Below are 24,452 nucleotides of genomic sequence, written 5' to 3'. Positions count from 1 at the left end.
CACCGAACCTCTAACAACGCTCAGATCCACCGCCATTATCTTAAATGAATCATCAAACTTTCTATGCATCTCTACAAATTTAAAATTACTTATTAAATCTGTCTCGCACTAAAGGTAGCAACTCCAGAACTTAGGTCCCTCTCATCTATGAGAATGTTTAAACTGGGAGAAGCGAGTCTTTTTTACCAACCATTGATCATAGAGAGTTATACTTTAACAAGTGTCACTGTTAAAGTACCCGAAAATGCCGTCGTTGGTCCTTATGATATGCTTCAATCATATACTGTATTCGCTAACCAAGGTGTTATATCTTCAAATTTGGGTAGCGTTACTGTTATTGAGAAATAGGTTTTACATTCATTATTATGACAGCGATATGAAATTGTTGAAACGACTATAAGAAAATGATCATTGACATCCTTCAATAATTCAGATATAATCCATTAGTTACATGTGCCATATAAGAACATTGAGCCAAGTAGGAGAAACACTCGTCACACAGGCGGCGTGTTGTGGAGTCATACATATATGGCACAACAACCTCATCCTGCGGTTGGGCATTACAGGATTAAGAAATTTTTCAAAATTCCTAAATGGAATCCTGTTTGAGGCAGATTGTGTAGAATTCCCCGGCGGTGAATGGAAAGTCATCATTGATACGCCTAGCCCCGAAATACGTTTTGCACTGGGGCAAAATGAATTTTCGGATTTCAGGGACGCCATGGAGCAGGCATTGTTAATGCATGAGGTGTATGTGATAATGGAGAACTGAGAGTAGATGACCAAAACGCAGTGAGTTCAGCGAAGCTGATTAAGAATAGATAATTTAAAAAGAGAGATAATATGTTAAGTGCAAAAATCAAAGAGGCCACAAAAGTAGGTCATCAAGAAACGGAGAAAAAAGTAGTACTCCGTATCAAGGGCATTAGCAATGATGCAGACTATGTAGAATTATTGAAATGCTTTTACACGTATTTCAAGGCGGTGGAAAAAGCTATAGCACCTTATATCGAGACGGTATTGCCGGATTACCGGGAACGTCGAAATTCATCCTATATCAAGGCGGATATCGAAGCGCTTGGGGGAGCGGCAGATGAATTGCCTGTCGCCATTGCCCCGGAAGTCAACGATGCTGTGCAGGCTATGGCCGCGTTGTATGTACTGGAAGGCTCTATTATGGGCGGGCCATATATCGTGCAGATGTTGCAGAAAAAGGGTATAGAAAAAGGTTTTTCCTTTTTTAGCGGTTACGGAGCAGAATCCGGACAGAAATGGGGTTCGTTTACGGCCGTGCTGAATGCACTGCCCGAAAATGAACTGGATAAGGTAAAAGCTATTGATACAGCAAACGAAACATTTTGTAGATTTGGAGATGTGTTTGATGGTGCTGATCTTCTCGCAAGTTCTAGGCTGGGTTAGCACGATTTTTTTTAAACGGATTTAACAAAGAAATATGATACAGGTAAATGAGTATTTTGAAGGAAGTGTAAAGTCTCTTGGATACACACGGACTAATGGAAAGTCAACCGTGGGCGTTATGGAGCCAGGAGAATATACATTCAACACGGGAAGTGCAGAGACCATGATCGTGATAGAAGGCCGAATGGAAGTGTTGCTGCAAGGTGAAGATACTTGGACAACTTACGGAGATGGAAATAGCTTTGACGTGCCAGGAAATTCTACTTTTCAGGTAAAGGTTGCTACACAGACGTCGTACCTGTGTCGATATGATTAATCGTAATCAGTTATGGTATTGACCAGATAATAAAGTGGATATGCTGCCACTGCTTTATTTTGCTAACACCAATTTATAAGATACGCTTTTAGAAAGTTGCGTATTGAACGAATTGGATAGCGGGTCGTTTTTGGCTTTTTATTTATTGAAAAAATGCAGAAAAGAGTCAAATACTATGCATTTGTACTTTTGTTGGCGTTTGCCGCTTGTAAAAAGGACGATGATATATCCGATCCTTATGGTTACATACCGCCTACAAATGATCGCACCGAGCTAACACTCGATTCGATCTATATGTATGCCAATGAAATATGGTTGTGGAATACCGCATTGCCTGGATATGATGCTTTCAGCCCACGTAAATATACAACGGAGTCTGGCTTAGCTTCCTACCGAAATTGCCTCTTCAACCTCCTGCAATATGCAAGAAGGGATAACGGTACACCTTATGAACACCCCGTTGGAAGCAACCGTCTGAAATATTCTTATATGGAGGTTTCGGGTAATGGATCATCGGGTCAGCTGGCCGCCGTATCACTGGAAGGCATCGGTGACGATTATGGTTTTGAAGTAGGGCAATATGCGTCGGGAGATGTACGCTTATTGTATGTTAATCCCGGTTCAGTTGCCCATCATGCAGGATTTAAACGTGGTGACCGTATTCTCCGTATCAACGGTGTAGAGATTACCACTACCGGAATGGTACGTACCTTAATAAGCCAATCCGAAATCAACTTGGAAGCTATAAGCCCAGATGGTATGACCAAAACAGCTTCACTAAGAAAGGGGCTCTATTCGAGCAATGGTGTCTTGAAAAATAAGGTGATAGAATCCAATAGTCAAAAACTAGGTTATCTTGCATTGGCAAGATTTGCCAACGTTGAGGGTCTGGAACAGGATCTGGAAAATGTATTCCAGACCTTTGCCTCGCAATCTGTAGAAACATTGGTCGTAGACCTGCGGTACAATACGGGTGGATACGTTAAGGTGGTCGAAACCCTCGGCAACCTGATGGCTCCATCCACGCTGAATGGTAAAACGATGTATGCCGAGCATTTTAATCAGACCATGCAACAGGGTAAAGCCACTATCCTCAAAAATCAGCCCTATTATGACGCAGATGGCAAACCTGTCATGATCCAAGGACGCCCGGCGACGTATCATGATGTGGACTACAGTACCACGAGGAATACCAGGATTTTCCAAAAAACAGGAAACTTCCAGTCCTTGAAGAAAGTATATTTTATCGTGAGTGGTAACACAGCTTCGGCTTCCGAAATGTTGATACAGATATTCAGGCCTTATGTGGACGTCAAGATTGTAGGTACGACAACTTATGGTAAACCCGTCGGTTTTTTTGGGGTCAATATCGATAAATACACGGTTTATTTCAGCAGTTTCCATATCCGTAATGGTGACGGAGAAGGAGATTATTATGATGGCATTATACCCGATATCCCTGCCACAGATGATATTGGTTATGACTTCGGTGATGTTCGCGAAGCGAGCTTATCGATGGTGTTATCGGACATAAGCGGTACATTGGCTTCCCTCCGGAGCACGGCTTTACCAAAGGCAGTACAAACCGAAGAAACGGGATACCGCGTTTCCGGGTTTAAAGGAGTAGTGGAAGACCGTGTGCAATGGAAAAAAGAGTAAGGACGAAGCTCAATGGGAATACTTCGGACTAAGAGATATCACCATTGGTTCATTTTATCATACATACTGCATTTAGTCCTCTTTCAAAAGCTGAAAGGTGTTTTCAATATGCTGTCCGGAAGCTTTCCAATCGTCGTGGCCAGGTATCACTAAGTTGATCGCTGGATAGTGGGCCAGTAATCTTGCCATAGAAGGTTTCCATTCTTTGACATTGCCATCACCCGTAAAGCCCAGGTTTTTCGCGTCGGCACTTTTGATAAAGCAGCCGCCGTCCAGTATTTTGTAATCGGGAAACCAGACCACTACGTTGTCCATGGAGTGTCCCGGACCGAAGAAATCAAATACAAAAGATTCTCCGCCGATAGAATAAGTCTTACCTTCTTTGATGCTATGTGTGGCCAGTGACTTACCATTCGCGCGCAATAGTTCGTTTGTACGCGTTGTTGCGTAAGTCGGGATACCAACTTTGTTATAATAACCGAAACCTCCTGCGCGATCTTCGTGCCAATGGGTAGCATATACGCCAATGACCGGCAGACCGTGTTTTTCCTGTATGCTATCTAAGAGGGGTTGATATTGGGAAGGATCCCATGGGGTATCGAAAAGCAATACACCCCTTTTTGTGATAAGGTATAGCGCATTTGCTGAAACTTTTGTGCCTTCATATTCTTGATACGTAGTGTAGAGGTAGAGGCTAGGGTTAATCTGTTCTATAATTAAGGGTTTTTCTTGTCCAGATAGTCTAGCTTGTTTGATACCTTTCACTTTTTCTATCCAAATCCGGTTTAGCCATAATTCTTCGTTTCCGTCTACTTGAAATTCCACTTTGTATTGGCCGGCTTGACCGACAATGATTTCGCCGATGTGGTTGTCCACAAATTCATCGGTGTAATTGTTTTCGTTGGGTTCGGCGACTACTTTTCCATTTGGTGCAATAGAACCGCGCAACGTATGGTCACCTACGCTTACCGACAGGGGAATGTTTTCGTTTGTGGGGTTGTGGGCTGATAGATCAATACGGTAAGTGCCTGCTTCCGGAAGATACAGTTCCCAGGTTATTTTTTCGCCAGCTGTCTGTACATGAGCCGGACGTGTATTATCCGCTTTCAAAAGTTTAAGGTTGCCGCTATTTGCGACGTTCTGCCCCGTCAGGGCAAATCCGCCGAAAGTAGATTCTGCTACAATAGTCGGAGATGTTACGATATTGTCATAGGTTAATCGTACAACCGATACAAAAGGGTCGCTCTGCTGTTGTGGCAATTTTATATGTATCAACGGGCCATGTTGCTCGAATGATAGCGGTTGACTTCCTTCGACGGATAATAATTCTGCTTTTTGAGGCTTACTGTTTATTCCCGATAAACGAAGCTTGCCGTCCAGTGGCCAGTTGAATACATGGAGATAAACCGTATTACTTTTTCTACTTTTAGTGATCTTACCCCAGTCGTGCTGATCAAACCGCAGATCAAGCCCGGTATTATTGTACACCGCGTCGCCATATTGCCCAAGCCATTTTCCGATCTCGTTGAGGCGGCTGATACTTTCATAAGGTATTGCGCCATCGGCTCTGGGACCAATGTTTAACGAGAAACCTCCGTTGAGGGCTACATTGCTGATCAATGACTCAAAAAGTTGACCGGTTGATTTCCACTCTTTTTCCTGCCCGTTGTAACCCCAGGAATGGGCAATCGTGCCGGGTGTCTCCCAGGGGTGATCAACATAGCTCGTGCCAAATTGATTGTCTCCTAATGTCTCAAAATCAATATATTTGGCGTCAGTCGGTAATCCGAGACGGGAATTGATCAGACAATTAGGTTGTAGTTCGCGGATAAGAGCAACTGCTTGTTCCAGCTGCTCTCGTTTAAATATTGTCTTCTCGTAGGGAATCCACATATCGAACCACATGATAGCGATATCGCCATAATTGGTCAAAAGTTCCCGCATCTGCGGGATAGCTTTTTCTTGCCAGTATTGGTCAAACTGTTCGTCCGTTACATGTCCGGTTAATTCCTGATTATGATCCCATGCATAGGGGTGTTCCCAATCGAGCCAATGAGAGTAATAAAATCCGAGCTTCATATCATGTTTGCGACAGGCGTCGGCAATCTCTTTGATGACATCACGGTTCGTTCCAGACAGTTTAGGTAGGGAATAATCACCGATGTTGGTGTTCCATAGAGCTACGCCATCGTGGTGTTTTGAAGTGATGATAATATATTTCATGCCCGATTTCTTGGCGAGTAGGACCCATTCTTCTGGATCGATTCTGTCCCATACAAAACGCTTTGCTAGGTCGCCATATTCTTCTTTGGAAATACGATTCCGATATCGGATCCACTCCGCGTAATTGTTGGCATAACGGAGTGGCTCACCCTTCCATAGTCCTTCGGCAGCACTGTATAGCCCCCAGTGAATAAACATTCCATAGCGCGCTTCCTCGAACCATTCGGTACGGGATGCTTGGGCTGAAACAATTGAAAAACTGAAGAAATATAATATGATGGTAAGGTGATTTTTAAGATTGCTTTGATACATATACAGCGGTTTTATAGCCTCTAAAATAGGGTTTCTAATACTTAAAATGAAGACTATCCTTATATTTTCGTTACGAATTATTTCAGGACAGATCATGTCTAAAAGTGACAATAGGTTCTAAGTGATTTAGAAATGTAAAAAAGTGACTAAAGTTACCTTTGTTACTTGCTAAAACGTTATTTTAGGACAACAAAATAGGATGTGTGCCACAAGCAGCGAAAGCCAATTGTGGTTTCGACAAAATTAAATAGGATGAATTTTAAAAATGTTGTAACAAAACTGACCTTTATTGGGGGAACCCTTGGAATTTTAGGGGCGTGTAATATAGGCTCGGGGTTTCAAAAAGCAGATTCGCTGACGGCGTATGTTGACCCTTATATCGGCACCGGAGGACATGGGCATGTCTTTCTTGGGGCGAATGTTCCTTATGGAGCGATTCAGCTCGGACCCTCTAATCTTTCAGCTGGTTGGGATTGGGTATCGGGGTATCATATTTCCGATTCTACAATTATTGGATTTGCCCATCAACATTTGAGTGGTACGGGAATCGGTGATTTGGGCGATATCGTGTTATTGCCTTTTACGGGTGATATACGGTTTGACCGGGGAGAGCATGGTGACGACGAAACTGGAGCTTATTCACTGTTTAATCGAAATACGGAGTGCGTCAAGCCCGGTTATTATGCGGTGCATCTAGATCGGTTTAATGTAGATGTAGAACTGACAGCGACGTCGCGTGTAGGCTTTCACAAATATAGCTATAAGAAGGATGAAACACCAAAGGTATTGATTAATCTGGATGCTGGTATTGGTTGGGAAGGGGAGAAAGAAGGTCAGATAACCATAGAGAATGACACTGTTGTTTCCGGGTATCGATATTCAATGGGATGGGCTAAAAACCAAAAGATTTATTTTACAGCTACCTTTTCGCAGCCGGTTGCTAGCTTTCAACTGGCGGACAGTACGACTGTTCAGAAAGGTAATACGGTAACAGCTTCCCGTGCTTATGCGGCACTCGTTTTCGCGGAAACAGAAGAACCCCAGGATCTTTATGTGAAGGTGGCGATATCGCCGGTCAGTATAGCGAATGCTAAAGGGAATATGCAGGAAGAACTTCCTGGATGGGATTTCGCGGCAACGAAACAAGCTGCCGATGCGGCTTGGAATGCGCAATTGCGGAAAGTACAGATTGAAACGGAGGATACCATTGCGCGTAAGATTTTTTACACCGCGCTTTATCATACCATGGTTGCACCTTCGGTCTTCAGTGATGTGAATGGGGAATATATGGGGAGCGATTTTAGACCGCATAAATTGGGTTCGGGTGAAAATTATACAACGTTTTCGTTATGGGATACCTATCGTGCTGCACATCCTTTAATGAGTATCATACACCGTGAGCGTGTTTCGGATATGGTCAACAGTATGTTGCGTATTTATCAGGAACAGGGAAAGTTGCCTGTTTGGCATCTTGTAGGAAATGAGACAGATTGTATGGTGGGTAATCCTGGGATTATCGTTGTGGCTGACGCTTATCTGAAAGGTATAGAAGGATTTGATAAAAATTTGGCTTATGAGGCGATGAAGATTTCTGCCATGAAGGATGATCGTGGTCTGAACTGGCATAAGCAATACGGATATGTGCCTTTTGATAAAGAAGAGGTAGAATCGGTAGCAAAAGGATTGGAGTTTGCTATCGCCGATTGGAGTTTGGCACAAGTGGCGAAGTTGCGTGGAGAGCAGGAGGATTATGATTATTTTATCAAGCGTAGTGATGCTTTCCAACATTATTTCGATAAAGATTTGCAGTTCTTGCGGGGTGTAGACTCCAAAGGGAATTTCAGACCCGAAGAATTTGATCCTTTCCATTCGGCACACCTTGCCAATGATTATACGGAAGGTAATGCTTGGCAATACACCTGGCTGGTACCGCATAATGTCAACGGATTTATCGATCTTTTTGGAGGAACGGATAAATTTATTACGAAGTTGGACTCGTTGTTCGTGGTGGAAGGTGATTTAGGCGAGCATGCTTCACCGGACATCAGCGGATTGATCGGTCAATATGCGCATGGAAACGAACCAAGTCATCACGTCATTTATATGTATCCGTATGCAGGCCAGCCCTGGAAAGCTGCAGAGCGTGTCCGACAAACCTTGGCGACGATGTATACGGATCAAGTGGACGGTCTTTCCGGTAATGAAGACGTCGGGCAGATGTCAGCTTGGTATGTCATGTCGGCTCTGGGATTTTATCAAGTATCGCCCGCCGGTGGTCCCTTTATCTTTGGAAGCCCGTTGTTTGATAAAGCAACGATTGCCTTGGGTGCAGGAAAAACCTTGGAACTTGTAGCGCATAGCAATAGCAAAGAAAATAAATTTATTCAACAGGTTCGGTTTAATGGTAAGCCCTATACACAATCTTACATATCGTATGAAGATCTCATGCAAGGTGGACGTTTGGAGTTCGATATGGGAAATACGCCTTCGGCTACGTTTGGTGTAGAAGTGGAAAGTAGACCTATGTCTGTACGTTAAGCTTAATTTTAAAAATATACGGATGAAGTTAAAATATATATTGTTAAGCGGATTAATTTGTTTGGGAGCGGGTCTTCACGCGCAAGTTTTACCTTATAAGAATAGCCAATTGCCTATTGAAGATCGCGTTCGTGATTTAATAGGACGTATGACGGTGGAGGAGAAAGTGGGACAGCTTTCCAAATTGTTGGGGTGGGAGATGTATGAGAAAGATGTGGCGGGTGTCCGCGTGAGTGAAAAATTTAAAGAGGCTGTCAAGACGCAGCATATCGGGTTACTTTGGGCGACGTTAAGGGCAGATCCTTGGACGCAAAAGACATTGGATAATGGTTTAAGTCCGCAGGAAGCGGCCAAAGCCACGAATGCGATCCAACGTTACATGGTGGATAGTACGCGCTTGGGAATTCCGTTGTTGTTATCTGAAGAGGCTCCACATGGGCATATGGCAATCGGAGCCACGGTGTTTCCCACGGCAATCGGACAAGCGAGCACATGGAACCCCAAATTGATTGAACGGATGGCATCCGTTATCGCAAAAGAGACCTTTGCCGTGGGCGGTAAAAACGGCTATGGTCCGGTATTGGATTTGGCGCGAGAGCCGCGGTGGTCTCGTACAGAAGAGTCTTATGGCGAAGACCCTTATTTGGTAGGACAGATGGGCAAAGCCATGGTAAAAGGATTTCAAGGAAGCGTGTCGGGAGAAGAGGATAGGATAATCGCTACGCTTAAACATTTTGTAGCCTACGGTGTGCCGGAAGGTGGTCACAATGGCGGTAGTGTGAGTGTAGGTGAACGGGCGCTGCTCCAAAGTTTTTTACCGCCTTTTGAGCAAGCGGTAAAGGCTGGTGCCGGTTCGGTCATGACGGCTTATAATTCGATTGATGGTATTCCTTGTTCTTCAAATCCTTGGCTATTGGATGAGGTATTGCGGAAGCAATGGGATTTTCAGGGATTCGTAGTTTCAGATTTGTTGAGTATTTCGGGCTTGAACGGCAGTCATGCGACAGCAATAAACGCTGTGGATGCGGCAAAACAAAGTATAGAAGCAGGCCTAGATGTGGATTTGAGCGGTTCGGGTTTTGGGGACAACTTATTGGAGGCTGTAAAATCGGGACAAGTAGATATGCATTACGTGGACCGTGCCGTTGCACGCCTCTTATATCAAAAGTTCGCCCTCGGTCTCTTCGAACGACCTTATGTCGACGAGCATCTAGTAGCACAAAAGGTCGCGACTTCGGAACATACGGCTATGGCTAGACAGGTAGCCCGGGAGGCTATCGTCTTACTAAAGAATGAGACCAATCTTTTGCCGCTTAGTAAGTCTTTAAGGCGTATCGTGGTGTTAGGACCCAATGCCGATAATATATATAATCAATTAGGCGATTATACGGCCCCGCAACCAGACGAAAAAATAAAAACGGTGTTAGAAGGCGTTCGTGCGGCGGTATCTAAGGATACGGATGTGGATTACATTAAAGGTTGTGCGATCCGTGATACAAGTGCAACGGATATTGCGTCTGCTGTAAAGGCTGCGGAATTGGCTGATGTTGCTATTGTGGTATTGGGTGGTTCCAGCGCACGGGATTTTAAGACATCCTATCAGGCCACAGGTGCGGCAAATGTGGAAAGTGGGAAAACTTCTGTCAGCGATATGGAAAGCGGAGAAGGATTTGACCGCGCAACATTGGATTTACTGGGCGATCAGTTACCATTGCTGCAGGCTATCGTGGCTACGGGAAAACCGGTCGTGTTAGTGACCATTATGGGGCGTCCGTTGAACTTGAACTGGGCAGCCGAGTACGTTCCGGCTATTGTCAATGCATGGTATCCCGGGCAAGAAGGTGGACTGGCGATCGCGGATGTCCTATTTGGTGATTATAACCCGGCAGGTAGGTTGCCTATATCGATTGCAAAGTCTGTCGGTCAGTTACCGGTATATTACAACCACGTCAAACCGAAACACCATGATTATATAGAATTTGATGCAAAGCCTTTATTTGCTTTTGGATATGGTCTAAGCTATACGGCGTTTGCGTATGATAATTTACAGGTTGACGTTCAGGAAGAAAATGACGATTTTATTTGTAGGGTTCAATTTGAGGTAAAGAATACCGGTGGTAGAGATGGGGAAGAGGTGGCCCAGCTCTATGTGGTGGATGAAGTGAGTAGCGTGGTTACGCCAGTTAAACAATTAAGGGGTTTTACACGCCAATTGGTCAAAAAGGGAGAAACGCATCAATTTGTTTTTGAACTGACAAAAGAGGATTTGAAGTTGTGGGGAACAGACCGGAAATGGAAAACGGAAAAGGGGAGGTTTAAGGTGTTGGTGGGGTCTTCTTCCGATGATATACGTTTAGAAAGAACATTTGTCTTAGAAAAGGATTATACGCTTTAATGAAATTACGTTTACTCTTTGCCTTTATGCCCATCTTGTTGTCCGGATATTTTGTTCGTGCACAAACGCTGGTCCAGGTGGAAAATATGCAAAAAGCGCCATCATGTTATGGTATAATGAAAATTGATGTTCCGATACAGATAGATGGTCGGGACGATGAAAAAGTATGGAATTTGACACCTTGGACGGAAGAATTTACCGACATCGAAGGTGATGTGAAATCAAAACCTCCTTACACCACAAAGATCAAAATGCTGTGGGATAACGAGCACTTCTATATCTATGCGAGGATGGAGGAGCCTCATGTTTGGGGACGCTTGACACAACGTGACACCATTATTTATCATGACAACGATTTTGAAATTTTCATAAAGCCATTTGAACAGCAGTCCTTTTATTATGAGATAGAAGTCAATCCCTTGAATACGATTTTGGATCTGATAATGCCAAAACCGTACCGCTTGGGAGGTGATGCGCTGATGCATTGGGATGTCAAAAATTTAAAATCTGCGATTCATGTTGAGGGTACATTAAATAATGCCAATGATAGGGATCAATATTGGGCTGTTGAAATGGCTATTCCCTTTAAATCTTTAACTACTTTCAGTAGCAAGGCAGCTCCGAATGTAAATGATTATTGGAGGATTAATTTTTCGCGTGTACAGTGGCAGCACGAAGTCCATCATGGGGAATATGCCAGAAAGGTTAAGGATGGTAAGCTTTTGCCGGAGGAGAACTGGGTGTGGTCCCCAATAGGGGTTATCAACATGCATTATCCGGAGCGGTGGGGATACGTGAAATTTATTGATTCGCTTCAAGAGGTTAGCCTGCCGAAGTCATATCGTGCTGAAAAGATGGCGTGGAATATTTTTTATTTACAGCAGTTATATAAACAAGAGCATAAGTACTTCGCAGATAGCATAGAAGAATTGGAGGAGGGGCGGCATTTATTGGCGAAGGATGCCGACGATTTGTGTTGTGAGATTTTTATAAACAGTTATAAAGCAGGGTATGTTTTAGAAGTAAAAGATTTAGAAAGTCATTTCACAGTGATACTGGATAATTTTGGACATTATAGGATTAATTATGAATAGTAGGAGAAATTTTATTAAGGCGGCGGGTTTGGGAATCGCTGCGTTACAGTTAAAGCCCACTGCATTATGGGCGGCTAATAGGAGCCCGCTATTATTTGATTTTTGGCTATGGGTGCGGCCGCAGGATACCGAGACGGAGGTTCAACTTAAAAAGCGTTATCAAAGTTATAGAGATGCTGGAATTAGGGGCATATTTTTTGAAGATTACAGTAAACGACATTTTCAGCTAGCGAAAGAATATGGATTGGAAACCCATCGTTGGATGTGGACGATGAACCGCGGAGAAAAGGAACTTTTGGAAAAACACCCAGAATATTATGCGGTCAACCGTTTAGGGCAATCCTGTGCAGACCAACCGCCCTATGTGGGGTATTACCGTTTCTTATGCCCTTCGCATCCCGATGTTCCGAAATATCTAGAGGAAAAGGCAAGGGAACAAATGGAAAAAGAGGATGTGGACGGGCTACATCTGGATTATATCCGTTATCCGGATGTGGTTCTACCGGTTAATCTATGGACGAACTACGATTTGGATCAATCTGCCGAATTACCAGCATATGATTTTTGTTATAGTAAATTTAGCAAGAATGCGTTTTTGGAGGAAACGGGCATTGATATCGATAAGGTGGAACGTCCGGAACAAAGCCTATCTTGGCGGTCTTTCCGCTATAGGCAGATTACTAAAGTAGTCAACCGTATCTGTGAGGTGGCTAAAGAATATAGAAAACCGGTCACGGCAGCGGTATTTCCTACACCGGATTTGGCACGTCGGATTGTACGGCAGGATTGGACGAACTGGAATCTGTCGGGCGTTTTTCCAATGATTTATCATGGTTTCTACAAAGAACCTATACATTGGATCGGCACGGCTGTTGCGGAAGGTGTAGAAGGGATACATGGTAAATTTCCGCTATATGCCGGGTTGTATTTGCCGGATTTTAGCAATCTGGAGGAATTGCGACAGGGAATTATCCTGGCGAAGGATAATGGAGCAGCTGGTGTATCTTTGTTTGGCGAATCAGATTTTGATACTGCAACGATTGAATTGCTTCGATCTTTTAGATAATATTTTTGTATCTGGATGATACGTGCATGCTATCTATTTTTTTGTATTAGAATATGTTTGATGTTTTTACGATCGTAAGTGTAAGTGATGTGTAAAAAGCCTTTATTGTCTTCGAAAATGGTGGGATAACTGAACTCTCCGTTTTCTTGATCTTCGAGTTGTAAGATATCTGTCCATTGTATGCCATCTGTTGAGTAGGCCAAGCGGAGTTTTGTTCGTCCTTCCCACCAGTCTTTTCCGGGGATATCAGGATTATAAACGATGAAGAAATGTTTGTCCGAACGAATAGCGTCTGTAGCTGAATTTGGATTTATCAAATTAGTTTTTACTAGAGGAGTCCAAGTCTCACCTTGATCATAGGACCACGAACTCATGACAGCGCCTTCTTTGCTTCTACACAACACCTGTAGCTGACCCTCGTCGTACAATAATATGCTCGGTTGGATAACATTATATGCCGATTGATGGTCTATGGGAAATACCGTCCAAGATTTTTGATTATCTATACTCTTTTCTATATGTGCGACCCATCTGTCTTCACTGATTTCTACGCTGGAAGGGGAGACTATATCGCCGTTTTCAAGTTGGAGTGGCCTATTCTTAATTGGCCCAAATACACCATCTGGAAGTTTCTTTGGAATGCTCCAGGTCTTACCACCATCTTCAGAACTTTTCATCATTCCCCACCATTCTCTTGGGTTTGGTCCAACTTTGTAATAGAGATATACTGTTTGCTCATCCTTTGCGCGGAAAAGCACCGGGTTCCAACAAGGATATCTAGTTTTTTCGATTAATCCATCGGCCCAGATTACTGGAGTAGACCACTCTTTGCCGTTAAATGATGCTCCCCAGATAACGACATCTTCATTGCCTTCATGAGAGCCGCCGAACCAGCTGGCAAGCAATCGGCCATCTGTTGTTTCTTCGATAGTGGAGGCATGACATTGTTTAAAAAACTGACCTTCTTGAAAGAGCAACTCTTCCTTTATTATTTTCAGGTTAGGCTGCTGAGACCATGCAACAACGTGGACGAGAAAGAGAAATATGGTAAAGAGTTGCTTCATGTTATTTTTATTTTGTGATTAATTGAATAACTGTGGCATACTTTGCGTCCATTTTGGGCACTTTAACCACCATTGTATCGTTGTTTTTAGTCCATTTTATCTTCTTTTTATAGCCTAAGAGTTTTACATCTTTTACCTCAAAATTCTCTGGTATGGTGAACTGGAATGTTTCCGGTTGCTGATAATCATTGTCTTCGGAAAGGTGAAATACATTTATTGTTTTATAATCTTTACTGCGCGTGTAATAGTAATCTCCTTCATGGTAAGGAGTAACTGCACGGGTAGCATAAATAGCGGATTCATTAATAGCCACCCAGGAAGATAGCTCTTGTAACCGGTCATATGCCGCTTGATCAAAGTCGCCATTGGGTCCCGGAGCGATATTCAACAGGTAGTTTCCCCCACGGGATATAATCTTGACCAATGTTTCTACGATTTTCTGAGTGGGTTTGTAATGATCGTTCGGGACATAGGAAAATGAATTGCCCATAGTGATACAGCTTTCCCATGGGATATCGAGGGGATGTTCGGGGATCGCTTGTTCGGGAGTTACATAATTTTCCCATTCACCCGGAACTGTTCGATCCACCACAATGATGCCCGGTTGGTTTTTGCGTGCCATTCCACCTATCTTATCCATATCGATATCTTGCTCTACTTTGATGGTGCGTTGCCATTCGACGTTTTGGTCGATCGTTTTGAACGGTCTTACCCAACCGCCATCCAACCAAAGAATATCCACCTTTCCATAGTTGGATGTTAACTCGTTTATTTGATTATAGGTGAATGTCTTGTATTTCTCCCAGCGGTCGGGATATTTTAACGGGTCGTAATTCACGTTACGGTCCTTTGGAGGAAAGTAAGGCCACCAATAGTATTCGGTGTGCCAGTCGGGTTTGGAAAAGTAAGCGCCGATCTTGAAGCCTTCGTTTCGGAATGTAGAGAAAATCTCCTTCGTAACGTCGGCTTTTGGGTTTATGGAGAACGGTGTGTTAGGCGACGTGATTTTGTAGTCAGATTCTTTGGTGTCAAACATCGCAAAGCCGTCGTGGTGTTTTGTAGTAAAGACGACGTATTTCATACCAGCAGCTTTAGCCGCATCTGCCCATTTCTGCGGATTAAAATCTATGGGATTGAATGTTTTCTGGAGGTTCTCATAATTCTTGATATAATCGTAATATGTTTCTCCATGTTGGGGCTTGCGTTGAGTCCAACCTTCATCCTCCGGGCACAAGCTCCAGCTTTCGACAATGCCCCATTGGCTGTAGGTTCCCCAATGCATAAAGAGGCCGAATTTAAGGTCCTGCCAGGTCTCGAGATTTTGCAGCACCTGTGGGTCACTGGGCTTTTGGTAGCCTGCGGATACATTGTGCTCTTGGGAATAGGTCGACAGGCAACATAAACTGATGAAGCCCAGTATTAGATTTTTTTTTCGATTGTGTTTCAGCATGTTTATCTATAATATTTCAAATTATTTAATTTTCCACTGATTGTTGTAGAATCCTACATCTACAAGACCGTCAGAACCGCTTTCTAGCATGTCAAAACGGAAGAACATGTAATCAGGAAATCCACTTGCGCCCGCAAAATACTGATTAGCGGTAGTAGCCTGCATACCTTTTATGCCTGTGCCTGTGATGACGCCCACGGTATGTGTATCGCTAGCTGGTTTTTTCCAGGTAAAGTATCCGCCAAGATCATCGCCTTCGTAGTATGTATCACCCACAAGTACGCCTGATGCATCTACCCGGATTGGGCAATCTTTTAGTAAATCTGACCAAGCACTATTTGTCTTCTCGTTGCCTATCAGGATGATATTTTGATGCGTATACTGATCCGCCTGAAATTCATGGTCTGGAATGATATCGAAGGATCCGTTCCCCCGATAATACCAAGACTCCGCATCGTAGCGAGCTTTTGCTAGGGCCCATTTGTTTTCTTCTTTGTTTCCGTTGGTGCCGTATACGTAAACCATGCGGTGATTAAAGGCTTCCTTAAAGATACCGTTGCGATGGGGACCTTTATCGTCTTTCGGAGGATGTTCTACAAGTTGCCAACTGTTATCCTTTTTTTGTAGATAGATGGTAGGTTGGTCGTCCTGATGTGCGTAATGGATTTCGTTCAGGCTATCCAATGTGATTTTAATCGTCTGTCCTATTGGAAAGATGCGGAGATCTAACTGCAATAACTCCACGTTATCCGTTTTCCCGATTACCTGCAAATTTTCAACATCTCTATCTATAGCAATATGGGAATAGGCCAATGGTTTCTGCTGTTGGATAATGGATGCCCAATAATAAGAGGATGAGATATTCGGATTTGCTGTTTTAAAATCTATGCTGTGGACGGCTGTATCTACCGGGCGTTTATGCCATTTAAAATAGTCAAATAGAGGTTTCCAATCGACGCTTTCATCCCCATACCAATGTGATCCGCCGGGGTATTCGTAGTAATTGAAGTTTGGATGAAATTGACCAAGTACCTCCCGCATCTGTCTTGCATGATGTACAGGTACAGTCCGGTCAGCATCGCCATGAAGCACGTAAACACCTAAGGGCTTATAATTGCTGGCGTAGGCAATGACGTCACTTTGATTGCTAGCACGTAGCAAGGTGTTCTCCATTTCGTTTTGACCATTCTCGGGCACGATCCCATCAGCTGAACCATATCCTTTGAGGGTCGGGTATCCGGCGCAGGGGGCGATAGCTGCCCATTTTTCGGGATATGTAGCTCCAAGAAACCACGTCCCATGTCCACCCATCGAGTGACCGGTGAGGTAAATGCGCTGGGAATCGGGTTGGAGTTTTTCTTTAGCAAGTGCCAATACCTCGAGAGCATCAAGCCGACCCCAATCTTCCCAGTTAAACCCTCTGGGGCGTCTGTTGGTCGGTGCTACCAATGTTCCCCAATCTTTAGCTTTGTAAGCCTGCGCCTGTCCGATGGCCTCTACACCGGCACCATGTACAGAGAAGAAAAGCGCATCGTTTGGTTTTTCACCACCGATGGCGGGATGGACAGCATAATACTGCACACTACCATCGATTTCGCTGATGAAGGTAACGCGGTATGGCTTATTGGCTTCCATAGAACGTAAGCTAATCTGCTGCTCATCTAGTATTTTATTTTTTCTGGATAGGCTTACGTGAGTCGTGACTTCGCCGACCTGATTGATACGTGAAGCATTAATCATCACGGGAATCTTTCTGCTGCTATAAGGAGGGATAGTGGGGACAGCGGTTACAGCAGCTTTGCCATCGGTTGTGCTTTCTACTTGAAGATCTTTTAGTGTTTTTCCGGTAGAATTGACGATTACCATCCCCGCAACGAGCTGCTCTTTTTCTTTTTGCAATACCACGTCGGGGAGTGTCATGTCTTCCGTTTGTATATAGACGGGTTTCACGGGAAAATGAAGCTGTGCGCTTACGAACATACCGCGGATATAAAATTTATTTGTTCCTTTTTTGAGCTGTATAGGTATATTCAGCCAGCCCATACGGTAAGGGTCTCCGGCGTGGAGTTCTCCGTTTATTAGTACGGCGCTGTTGCCTTTTACATTAAGGACGGCATATTGTGATTTATCGGAGTAGTAGGTGGTATATAGGTAACCTGTTCTGATCCCACGTCGTTGAAAGTTTGTACGTTGGTTGGTAGATGCTGTAACTCGTTCTAACCGACCTGGACCGGCGGGGTTGTTTGGACTGCGAAGATTGCCACCTGTCCCCGGATTGGGCCTAAAAAATCCGGAAGTGTCTGCTATGAGTGTTATCCAAGTTGATTGTTCGGCAGCTGGCTTGCCTACGATATTTTGTCCTGCTTTCGGCTCGGCAACAGTACCGTTGTAGTAATTCCAAAGAAACTCGTCGGTGTATATGGCTTCCCGTCCGTAGTTCTGGGGTAGGGTTATGTAGAGTGCTTCTTTGAATTGATGGATGCTGTGTTGGGCGTAACTAAAGAAAGGGAAGATGCTCGTGAATAGGGTGAAAAAATAATGAATATAACGTGTTTTTTTTTTCATAGTGTACGAAGTGTTAATAGTAAAAGAGCCTGATTTCCCAGGCTCTTTTACTATTTATATTTTTTATTAATTTACATCCCAAAATATTTTGGTGTCACGGGTATCTTTTGCTTGTACAGCCTTATAGTTTTCACTATTGTTGGTCACCTCATTCGAGGGATAGACTAAACGAACTGGAGGATTTTGGAAACCGTTTAGGTTAGATATAGGAAATGCAGGTAATAGAGGGTAACCTGTTCTTCGATATTCAGCCCAAGCTTGTTCTCCCTGTAGCCAACCGAAATGCAACCATTTCTGTGTTCCTATCAGCTGTAACTTCTGTACGGCACTTCCTTCATATTTTATATTAGAAGTTATAACAAAATTATCTATTTCACCATCGGATGGTTTGTCAACCTTAGTGGCATGTGATGAATTGTTATTAAGATAGTAATAAAAATTAATGGATTGTTTAACAGCAGTCTCGTATGCAGTTTTTGCATCGGATGTGTTTCCCCAGCGTTCATGTGCTTCGGCTTTAATAAAGTTTATTTCGGAAGCAGTCATAAGAATACCTGGCAACTCATTATTTATCCATCCTGTAGCAGAGTCTACCACTGCATATCTTCTCAGCGATGCTGTACCATACTCTGTATTTGCATTTGCTTCCGTTGTTGTAATAGGAAGTGCCTGATAATCAGTGTTTGGAGTAAAGACGTCTGATACGGTTTTTCCGTATTTGTCGAACAGTACATGAATCCTGGGGTCGTTAGCAGTTTTAAGTGCCGTATTTAACATATAATCCGGGGCATAGTGGCTGTTTATTTCCCGTAATGCATCGATAAGGCTTGATGTATATGTATTTAATCTCTTGTTCAATACATCAACATTATTTACCGCATAGGAACTTTGGTTGTTTCCATCAATGATCGGGTAATTTGTTGGAGAATTCAACATCTCCATAATTTCTGTCCTTGCCCGGTTTTCATCAAATTGCGATATACGCATTAATAGTCGTAAACGTAGAGAGTTTGCGTAGCTTTCCCACTTTCTCGCGTTACCATCATTTAAGATATCTGCACGATTGAAGTCTGGTGTACTTGTATAGCTTTTGAAGAATGTAGCCGCATCTTTAAGCCCTTCTATAAAATAATTATACAATTCTTTCTGATCATCAAACTTACCCAAAGAAATTTGGTCAGATGAGGGCAAGCTGCCGGCTTCGCTAAATGGTATGTCTCCAAAGTTGTCGACAAGTTTGGAGGCTTGATCATACAAAACAATACGAGCTGCAAACATAAAAGCATCATAGCTACTTTTTTCTCCATCCGGTAACGCGTTGTATGTTCTTTCCATTGCCCGATAAACACCCATTATTCCAGGCGAATAAAAGTCCCGCCAATAGTCATTCGTATATGCATCCTGCTGCTGATACATTGTATTGTTATTTGCAAAATACGTTGTTTGGGTATAACGTGCGTGATGCATTAAAATGAAAGTTCTGTAATGCCAATATTCGGAGCGAAGCCTAGAATTGTTTAGTACCTGTGTCATGAATGCCCTAATATTAGGAATATCCGTTTGTTCGGGGTCAAGATATTTATTGTCCAGTTCCGTCTTACACGACTGGAATAGCCCCACAGACAAGAGCGTGATGGCCGTGTAGATTATATATGATAGTTTTTTCATCTTTATAAATTTTTATGTTCTTAGCTCTACTAGAAACTCGCGTTTAATGAAAATCCAAAACTACGCGTTGCTGCATTAGATCCGATGTCCACTCCTTGTGAATACCAGTAGTTACCGACGGGAGCTTCTGGGTCGATATCTTTTATGGTGCGATAGAAATAAAACAAGTTACGGCCAATAATAGATACTCTCAAATTATTCAGTTTAAGCCGTTCGCTAAAAGAATTCGGAATTCGGTAACTGATAACGGCTTCGCGTAGTTTAATGAAATTATTATCCAATACGGCGGCTTTTTCATTCCATGCATCGTTCCCCCAGTAGAAGTTATTCATATAATATTCAGCACCACTTAACCGTACATCATTTTGTTGATTGGTATTAACATTTACTCCATCCAAGACGATACCTGTTTCTCTATAATCTAGTGTACTTTCTAACCTTCCTGCGCCATAAGCGTATTTATGAGGAGTTGAAACCATTTGCCCACCAAATCGATAATCTGCTGTAAAATCTAAACTGAAGTTTTTGTAGTTGAAGGTATTGCTTAAACCACCGATTGCTTTAGGCATAATATTACCCGCATTAATGTAAGTACTCTTATCCATGATGTAATTTCCCTCATCGGAGATCAAGAACTGTCCATCGGCATTAGTGGATCTAGGATGTACGTAGATGTTTCCTAGTATTTCACCAGGACGAGCTTCTATGCGTATAGAGCTTTGGTCTGCATCATAAAAGATAAGACGTGGAACCCCATCGATAAGCTCCTCTAGTCTTGATTTGTTATTCGCAAAATTCAATCTTGTATTCCATGAGAAATTCTCTCCTATAACAGGGGTGCCAGTCAACGATACTTCCCAACCTCTATTTGAAATCTTGCCTACATTTACAATTTGTGTAACCGCGCCAGTAGAGAACGCATTTGATAAAGGCATGATTTGGTCCTTAATATTATTTTTATAATATGAGGCATCTAGACCTAAGCGACTATTGAAAAACTTCAGGTCTAAACCGATTTCTACCTCGGTTTTCATTTCCGGTTTTAATCCTAAGTTACCATAATTCTCATTCACATTCAGTGCTGAAACAGGTCCTCTTCCGGTAATTAATGCCGATTGTTTGTACGCGATATTTGAGACATACATAGGAGCGTCATTTCCGACCACACCATAAGATGCGCGAAGCTTTCCGAAGTTTATAAACTGTGGTAATTCAAATGCATCGGAAAAAACGAACCCTGTGTTTACCGAACCATAGTGGTAAGGGTTGCTCTCCGATGGTAAAGCAGAGGAATACTCGCGCCGCCCCGTAGCCTCAACAAATAGATAATTTTTGAATGCAAAATTGGCTAGTCCAAAATACGCGTACTTTAACAGCTCTTTACGCGTATGGGTAGTGACTGCCTGCGCGTAAGTATTCGTTAAACTAAACCAGTTTGCGGTAACTAATCCACCTTCAGTACGAGACATTTGATCATCATAATTCTCCATCCTAGACTGGAATCCACCACTTAGACTAAACTCGAGATCATCAGATAAAGTTTCTTGGTAGGTCAGGAGGGCATCTCCATATAATATGGAGTAAAGACCTTTCGAAACTTCATATTTACCTGTACTGTTTGTTGCATTGAATCGAGTAGCGTATTCGTTATGTTCCTTATTTTCAATATTGCGCGAAGTGACATCGGTACCTAAACGTCCTCTAAGTTTAAGTTTGTCAATAATAGACCAGTTCATCGTAGCACTGGAAATGAAACGATCCTCTTTCTCTGCATAAACATTCCGTTGTTGTTGCCAAAAATAGTTTAGCAAATTAACGCCTCTATAAGCTAACGGAAATTCCTCTGGTCTATTAGAGCCAACAGGTGAAAATTTATACCCGTCAGAGGTTTGGTATAATTGATCACGCATTTTCGCAACATCTTCGGCTCCACTAAAGAATCCACCATATGATCCTAAAACATCGCCCATCAAACCAGGTCTGTTTTTGGTATTAGTATGGACGTAAGAGGCTATCACATCAAAGTTTAAATTATCATGTAGTTTGACATTGCTGTTCAGATTAAATGTGCTTCTGTTTTGTTTACTGCCAGGTACTATGGCTTTGTAGTCCATATTAGACGCGGATAGCCTGTAGTTCAGTTTGTCTGTCTGGTTGGATAAGCTTACATTAAAGTTGCTGTTGTGCCCACCTGTAAATATATCCTTATAATTTCCCTTATTCGCAGAATATGAACGTATAGAGCCGTCCCACCACCTTACATCCTGACCATCATATTTCGGGCCGAATTGTCCCCAGGCATTGTAGTTTAGTAACCGTTCACCTGGATATGAGGGGTTGGTCATCCAACCTTCTTCGGTAGCCCCTGCTTGAAGATTTGTCGCGGCATCATATCCTGGTCCATACTCATATTGTAGTCTAGGCAAGAAAGCCGCGCTTTCTACCGAACCAGTATAGTTAAAATCGATACCAAGACCACGTTGTTTAGAACCCTTTTTTGTCGTAATGACGATAACACCACTTGCTGCATCTGAACCGTATAAAGCGGTGGCACTAGCGCCTTTAAGAATTGTCAGTGACTCAATATCGTTTGGATTGATGTCAAGCATACCATTTCCACGGATACGGTTGTCTGACCAAATCGCTTGTCCTCCCGGATTGGTAATACCACCAGTATTGTTAACGCCGGCAGACCCTCCTTGTTGGTCATTTCTGATCATTACACCATCAACAACATAGAGAGGTTGACGATTGTAGTTAAGCGAATTGATACCTCTGATTTGCAAATTAACCGCACTCGACGCGCCACCAGGAGCCGTGGAAATCTGTACCCCAGGCGCTTTGCCATAAAGTGCGGAACCTAAGTTCGTGTTACCAGCCTCTGTTAGTTCTTTTGCAGAGATAGTCGTGGTAGCGTAACCGAGGGCTTTTGTCTCCCTGCTAATCCCCATCGCCGTAACTACCACTTCATCAATCGCCCCAGCATCTTCCTGTAACGTTACATTCAAGCTCGCGCCAGATACGGTTAGTTCACGTGAAATGTAACCAACAGTCGAGAATCTCAAGGTCTGGCCGTTATTGGCCTGAATGGAATAACGTCCATCCGCATCTGTCTGCGCAGCTACCGTGGCGCCGACGACAGCGACAGTAACGCCGGCGAGTGCTCCGTTTGCATCCGTCACTCTCCCCGTAACGGTCTGCTGTGCAAATAACGTTGTTACGCTAAAAAGCATAATCAACATTAAACTGCAGCATTGTTTGTAAAATTTGTTCATAGTTTTACATTAGTTAATTGTTTGTTGTGTGTGTGTATGTCCCAATCCATTTGTTGCACGGCTATGCAGGTCGATGCGAGCAATTGGATATCCTTAATTTCTGATATTTGGATGGATGTGTATTTTGCCAAGCGCGGTATACAATATTCTTGAATGGACGATTGAATTTGGGGTAATAATACATCTCCAAACATAGCACCCCTTCCACTAATAACAATGGTTTCGGGATTTAAGATATGAATAAGTGTTGCTATACCTTTTCCCAACATATAAGCTATCTTCCTGATGGCGATAATTGTTACCTGATCACCCCTGACGTACGCTTCATAAACATCCTCCAATGAAATATTTTGGTGCTGATGGTAGGTCGCCTCCAGCGATGAAGGTTGTCCCTCTTGTATAGCGTCAATGATATATTCAATAGCACATAATAACGATGCGGCTACCTCCAGACAACCTTTTTTGCCACATGAGCAGAGTTTGTCTTCACTTGCCAAAGGGATATGGCTAAACTCGCCTGCGAAGCCACTATGCCCCTTAAAAAGCTTGCCGTCGACAATCATGCCTAGACCGACACCCCAGTTTAAGTTGACGACCAGTGCATCTGGAGCGTCCTGGATCAAGCCGAAGTTCCTTTCTGCAATGGCTATTGCGGCAGAATCATTTTCCAGGTAAGTCGGGATTTCGAAATGTGATTGAATATTTTCACGAAGATTATATAAAGGAGATTGTGGTGAAAACGAGTTGTTAATGCCTTTTTTTGAATCTACAAAGCCGGGCATCGTAATGCCGATACTTAAGATTTTATCTGTTGAAAATTCAGAAATAACCGTCGTCAACGTGGCGATTATTTTGGTATAAATATTTGGGTCATCCAATAAATGAGACGATATTTTCTTCGTAGGCAGAAGCTGCTGATTGGCGAGGTCAACGGCAGAAATACGGGTAGCATATTGATCCATAGCCACAACGATAATACACCCCTGTTTGTCACTGTTCAGCATAAAGTGTATAGCACGCCGTCCACCGGTAGATGCCCGCAGACCACAACTTATAACTAGTTTGGCAACAAGAAGTTCATTAATCGCTTTCGTGATCAGGGGGATACTCTTGCCAATCTGACTGCTCAATTCCGCAATAGACTGGTTCGGAGAAAAATATAAAGCCTGTAAGATAGATAGTTTTAGGCTCTCCATGGTGATTATATGTTTATTGTGTAGTTTTTCCTATTTACTTAGCTGTCGTAAATATATATGTATTTATTATTAACTTCCAAATACTTTTTAAAATTTTTTAAAAGTATGGCTTTACATATGTTTTTTTATATAAACATTTGTGCTATTGTAACAAAGTTGTGGTCGTAGAAGGGGATATTTACTTAATTTTATAGCTTCGTTTTTATATAAAA

General features: G+C 42.9%; 15 protein-coding genes and 1 pseudogene. 8 read left to right on the top strand and 8 right to left on the bottom strand.

What is annotated here, in order from left to right; genetic code table 11:
- Positions 1-451: 451 nt before the first annotated feature.
- The 4 genes from H8B06_RS14240 to H8B06_RS14225 all read left to right on the top strand — a co-directional run bounded on the left by H8B06_RS14240 (position 452) and on the right by H8B06_RS14225 (position 3,394).
- A complete protein-coding gene (locus tag H8B06_RS14240; RefSeq protein WP_190994931.1) occupies positions 452-772 on the top strand; it encodes a DUF6686 family protein in 321 nt (106 codons plus the stop codon).
- Positions 773-843: 71 nt separating this feature from the next.
- Entirely contained in the window at positions 844-1,419 is a 576-nt protein-coding gene (locus H8B06_RS14235; protein ID WP_190994930.1) for a biliverdin-producing heme oxygenase, read from the top strand.
- A 34-nt stretch (positions 1,420-1,453) separates the two neighbouring features.
- On the top strand, positions 1,454-1,735 hold the full coding sequence (gene ppnP / locus H8B06_RS14230) for a pyrimidine/purine nucleoside phosphorylase (protein WP_190994929.1): 282 nt from the start codon (positions 1,454-1,456) through the stop codon (positions 1,733-1,735).
- A 153-nt stretch (positions 1,736-1,888) separates the two neighbouring features.
- The gene (locus H8B06_RS14225; protein ID WP_190994928.1) at positions 1,889-3,394 is read left to right on the top strand and encodes a S41 family peptidase; all 1,506 of its coding nucleotides are present in this window, start codon (positions 1,889-1,891) and stop codon (positions 3,392-3,394) included.
- 72 nt (positions 3,395-3,466) lie between these two features.
- Here H8B06_RS14225 and bla read toward each other — a convergent pair whose 3' ends face one another.
- Entirely contained in the window at positions 3,467-4,174 is a 708-nt protein-coding gene (bla, locus tag H8B06_RS20985) for a BlaB/IND/MUS family subclass B1 metallo-beta-lactamase (protein ID WP_190994942.1), read from the bottom strand.
- A gap of 726 nt (positions 4,175-4,900) precedes the next feature.
- A pseudogene (locus H8B06_RS20980) lies at positions 4,901-5,929 on the bottom strand (alpha-L-fucosidase); the annotation flags it as partial.
- A gap of 252 nt (positions 5,930-6,181) precedes the next feature.
- On the opposite strand from H8B06_RS20980, the gene H8B06_RS14210 reads away from it, so the two are divergent.
- From H8B06_RS14210 to H8B06_RS14195, 4 genes are read left to right on the top strand one after another with little or no spacing between them, the layout of a single operon-like run.
- Positions 6,182-8,467 carry a GH92 family glycosyl hydrolase gene (locus H8B06_RS14210; RefSeq protein ID WP_190994927.1) on the top strand — a complete coding sequence of 762 codons (2,286 nt, stop codon included), beginning with the start codon at positions 6,182-6,184 and terminating at the stop codon, positions 8,465-8,467.
- A gap of 22 nt (positions 8,468-8,489) precedes the next feature.
- Positions 8,490-10,862 (top strand): glycoside hydrolase family 3 N-terminal domain-containing protein, encoded by a 2,373-nt coding sequence (locus H8B06_RS14205; protein WP_190994926.1) that lies wholly within the window; start codon positions 8,490-8,492, stop codon positions 10,860-10,862.
- Positions 10,862-11,956, top strand: a complete 1,095-nt coding sequence (locus tag H8B06_RS14200) for a carbohydrate-binding family 9-like protein (protein WP_190994925.1) — start codon at positions 10,862-10,864, stop codon at positions 11,954-11,956. The genes H8B06_RS14205 and H8B06_RS14200 overlap by 1 nt, the downstream gene beginning before the upstream one ends.
- The gene (locus H8B06_RS14195; RefSeq protein ID WP_190994924.1) at positions 11,949-13,022 is read left to right on the top strand and encodes a family 10 glycosylhydrolase; all 1,074 of its coding nucleotides are present in this window, start codon (positions 11,949-11,951) and stop codon (positions 13,020-13,022) included. Before H8B06_RS14200 ends, H8B06_RS14195 begins: the two co-directional genes overlap by 8 nt.
- 29 nt (positions 13,023-13,051) lie before the next feature.
- Here H8B06_RS14195 and H8B06_RS14190 read toward each other — a convergent pair whose 3' ends face one another.
- The 6 genes from H8B06_RS14190 to H8B06_RS14165 all read right to left on the bottom strand — a co-directional run bounded on the left by H8B06_RS14190 (position 13,052) and on the right by H8B06_RS14165 (position 24,240).
- Positions 13,052-14,086 carry a sialidase family protein gene (locus tag H8B06_RS14190; RefSeq protein WP_190994923.1) on the bottom strand — a complete coding sequence of 345 codons (1,035 nt, stop codon included), beginning with the start codon at positions 14,084-14,086 and terminating at the stop codon, positions 13,052-13,054.
- Between the two features lie 7 nt (positions 14,087-14,093).
- Positions 14,094-15,536 carry an alpha-L-fucosidase gene (locus H8B06_RS14185; protein WP_190994922.1) on the bottom strand — a complete coding sequence of 481 codons (1,443 nt, stop codon included), beginning with the start codon at positions 15,534-15,536 and terminating at the stop codon, positions 14,094-14,096.
- A 21-nt stretch (positions 15,537-15,557) separates the two neighbouring features.
- Entirely contained in the window at positions 15,558-18,101 is a 2,544-nt protein-coding gene (locus H8B06_RS14180; protein ID WP_190994921.1) for a carboxylesterase family protein, read from the bottom strand.
- Positions 18,102-18,167: 66 nt separating this feature from the next.
- Positions 18,168-19,769, bottom strand: a complete 1,602-nt coding sequence (locus tag H8B06_RS14175; RefSeq protein ID WP_190994920.1) for a SusD/RagB family nutrient-binding outer membrane lipoprotein — start codon at positions 19,767-19,769, stop codon at positions 18,168-18,170.
- A 29-nt stretch (positions 19,770-19,798) separates the two neighbouring features.
- Entirely contained in the window at positions 19,799-23,044 is a 3,246-nt protein-coding gene (locus H8B06_RS14170; RefSeq protein ID WP_190994919.1) for a SusC/RagA family TonB-linked outer membrane protein, read from the bottom strand.
- Positions 23,041-24,240: an ROK family protein gene (locus H8B06_RS14165; RefSeq protein WP_190994918.1), complete on the bottom strand. Its 1,200-nt coding sequence runs from the start codon at positions 24,238-24,240 to the stop codon at positions 23,041-23,043. The genes H8B06_RS14170 and H8B06_RS14165 overlap by 4 nt, the downstream gene beginning before the upstream one ends.
- Between the last annotated feature and the right edge of the window lie 212 nt (positions 24,241-24,452).

This window comes from Sphingobacterium micropteri, assembly GCF_014692515.1.
Lineage (GTDB): Bacteria > Bacteroidota > Bacteroidia > Sphingobacteriales > Sphingobacteriaceae > Sphingobacterium > Sphingobacterium micropteri.
Note: the sequence above shows the minus strand (reverse complement) of the source record. Positions and strands in the feature narration are given on the sequence as shown.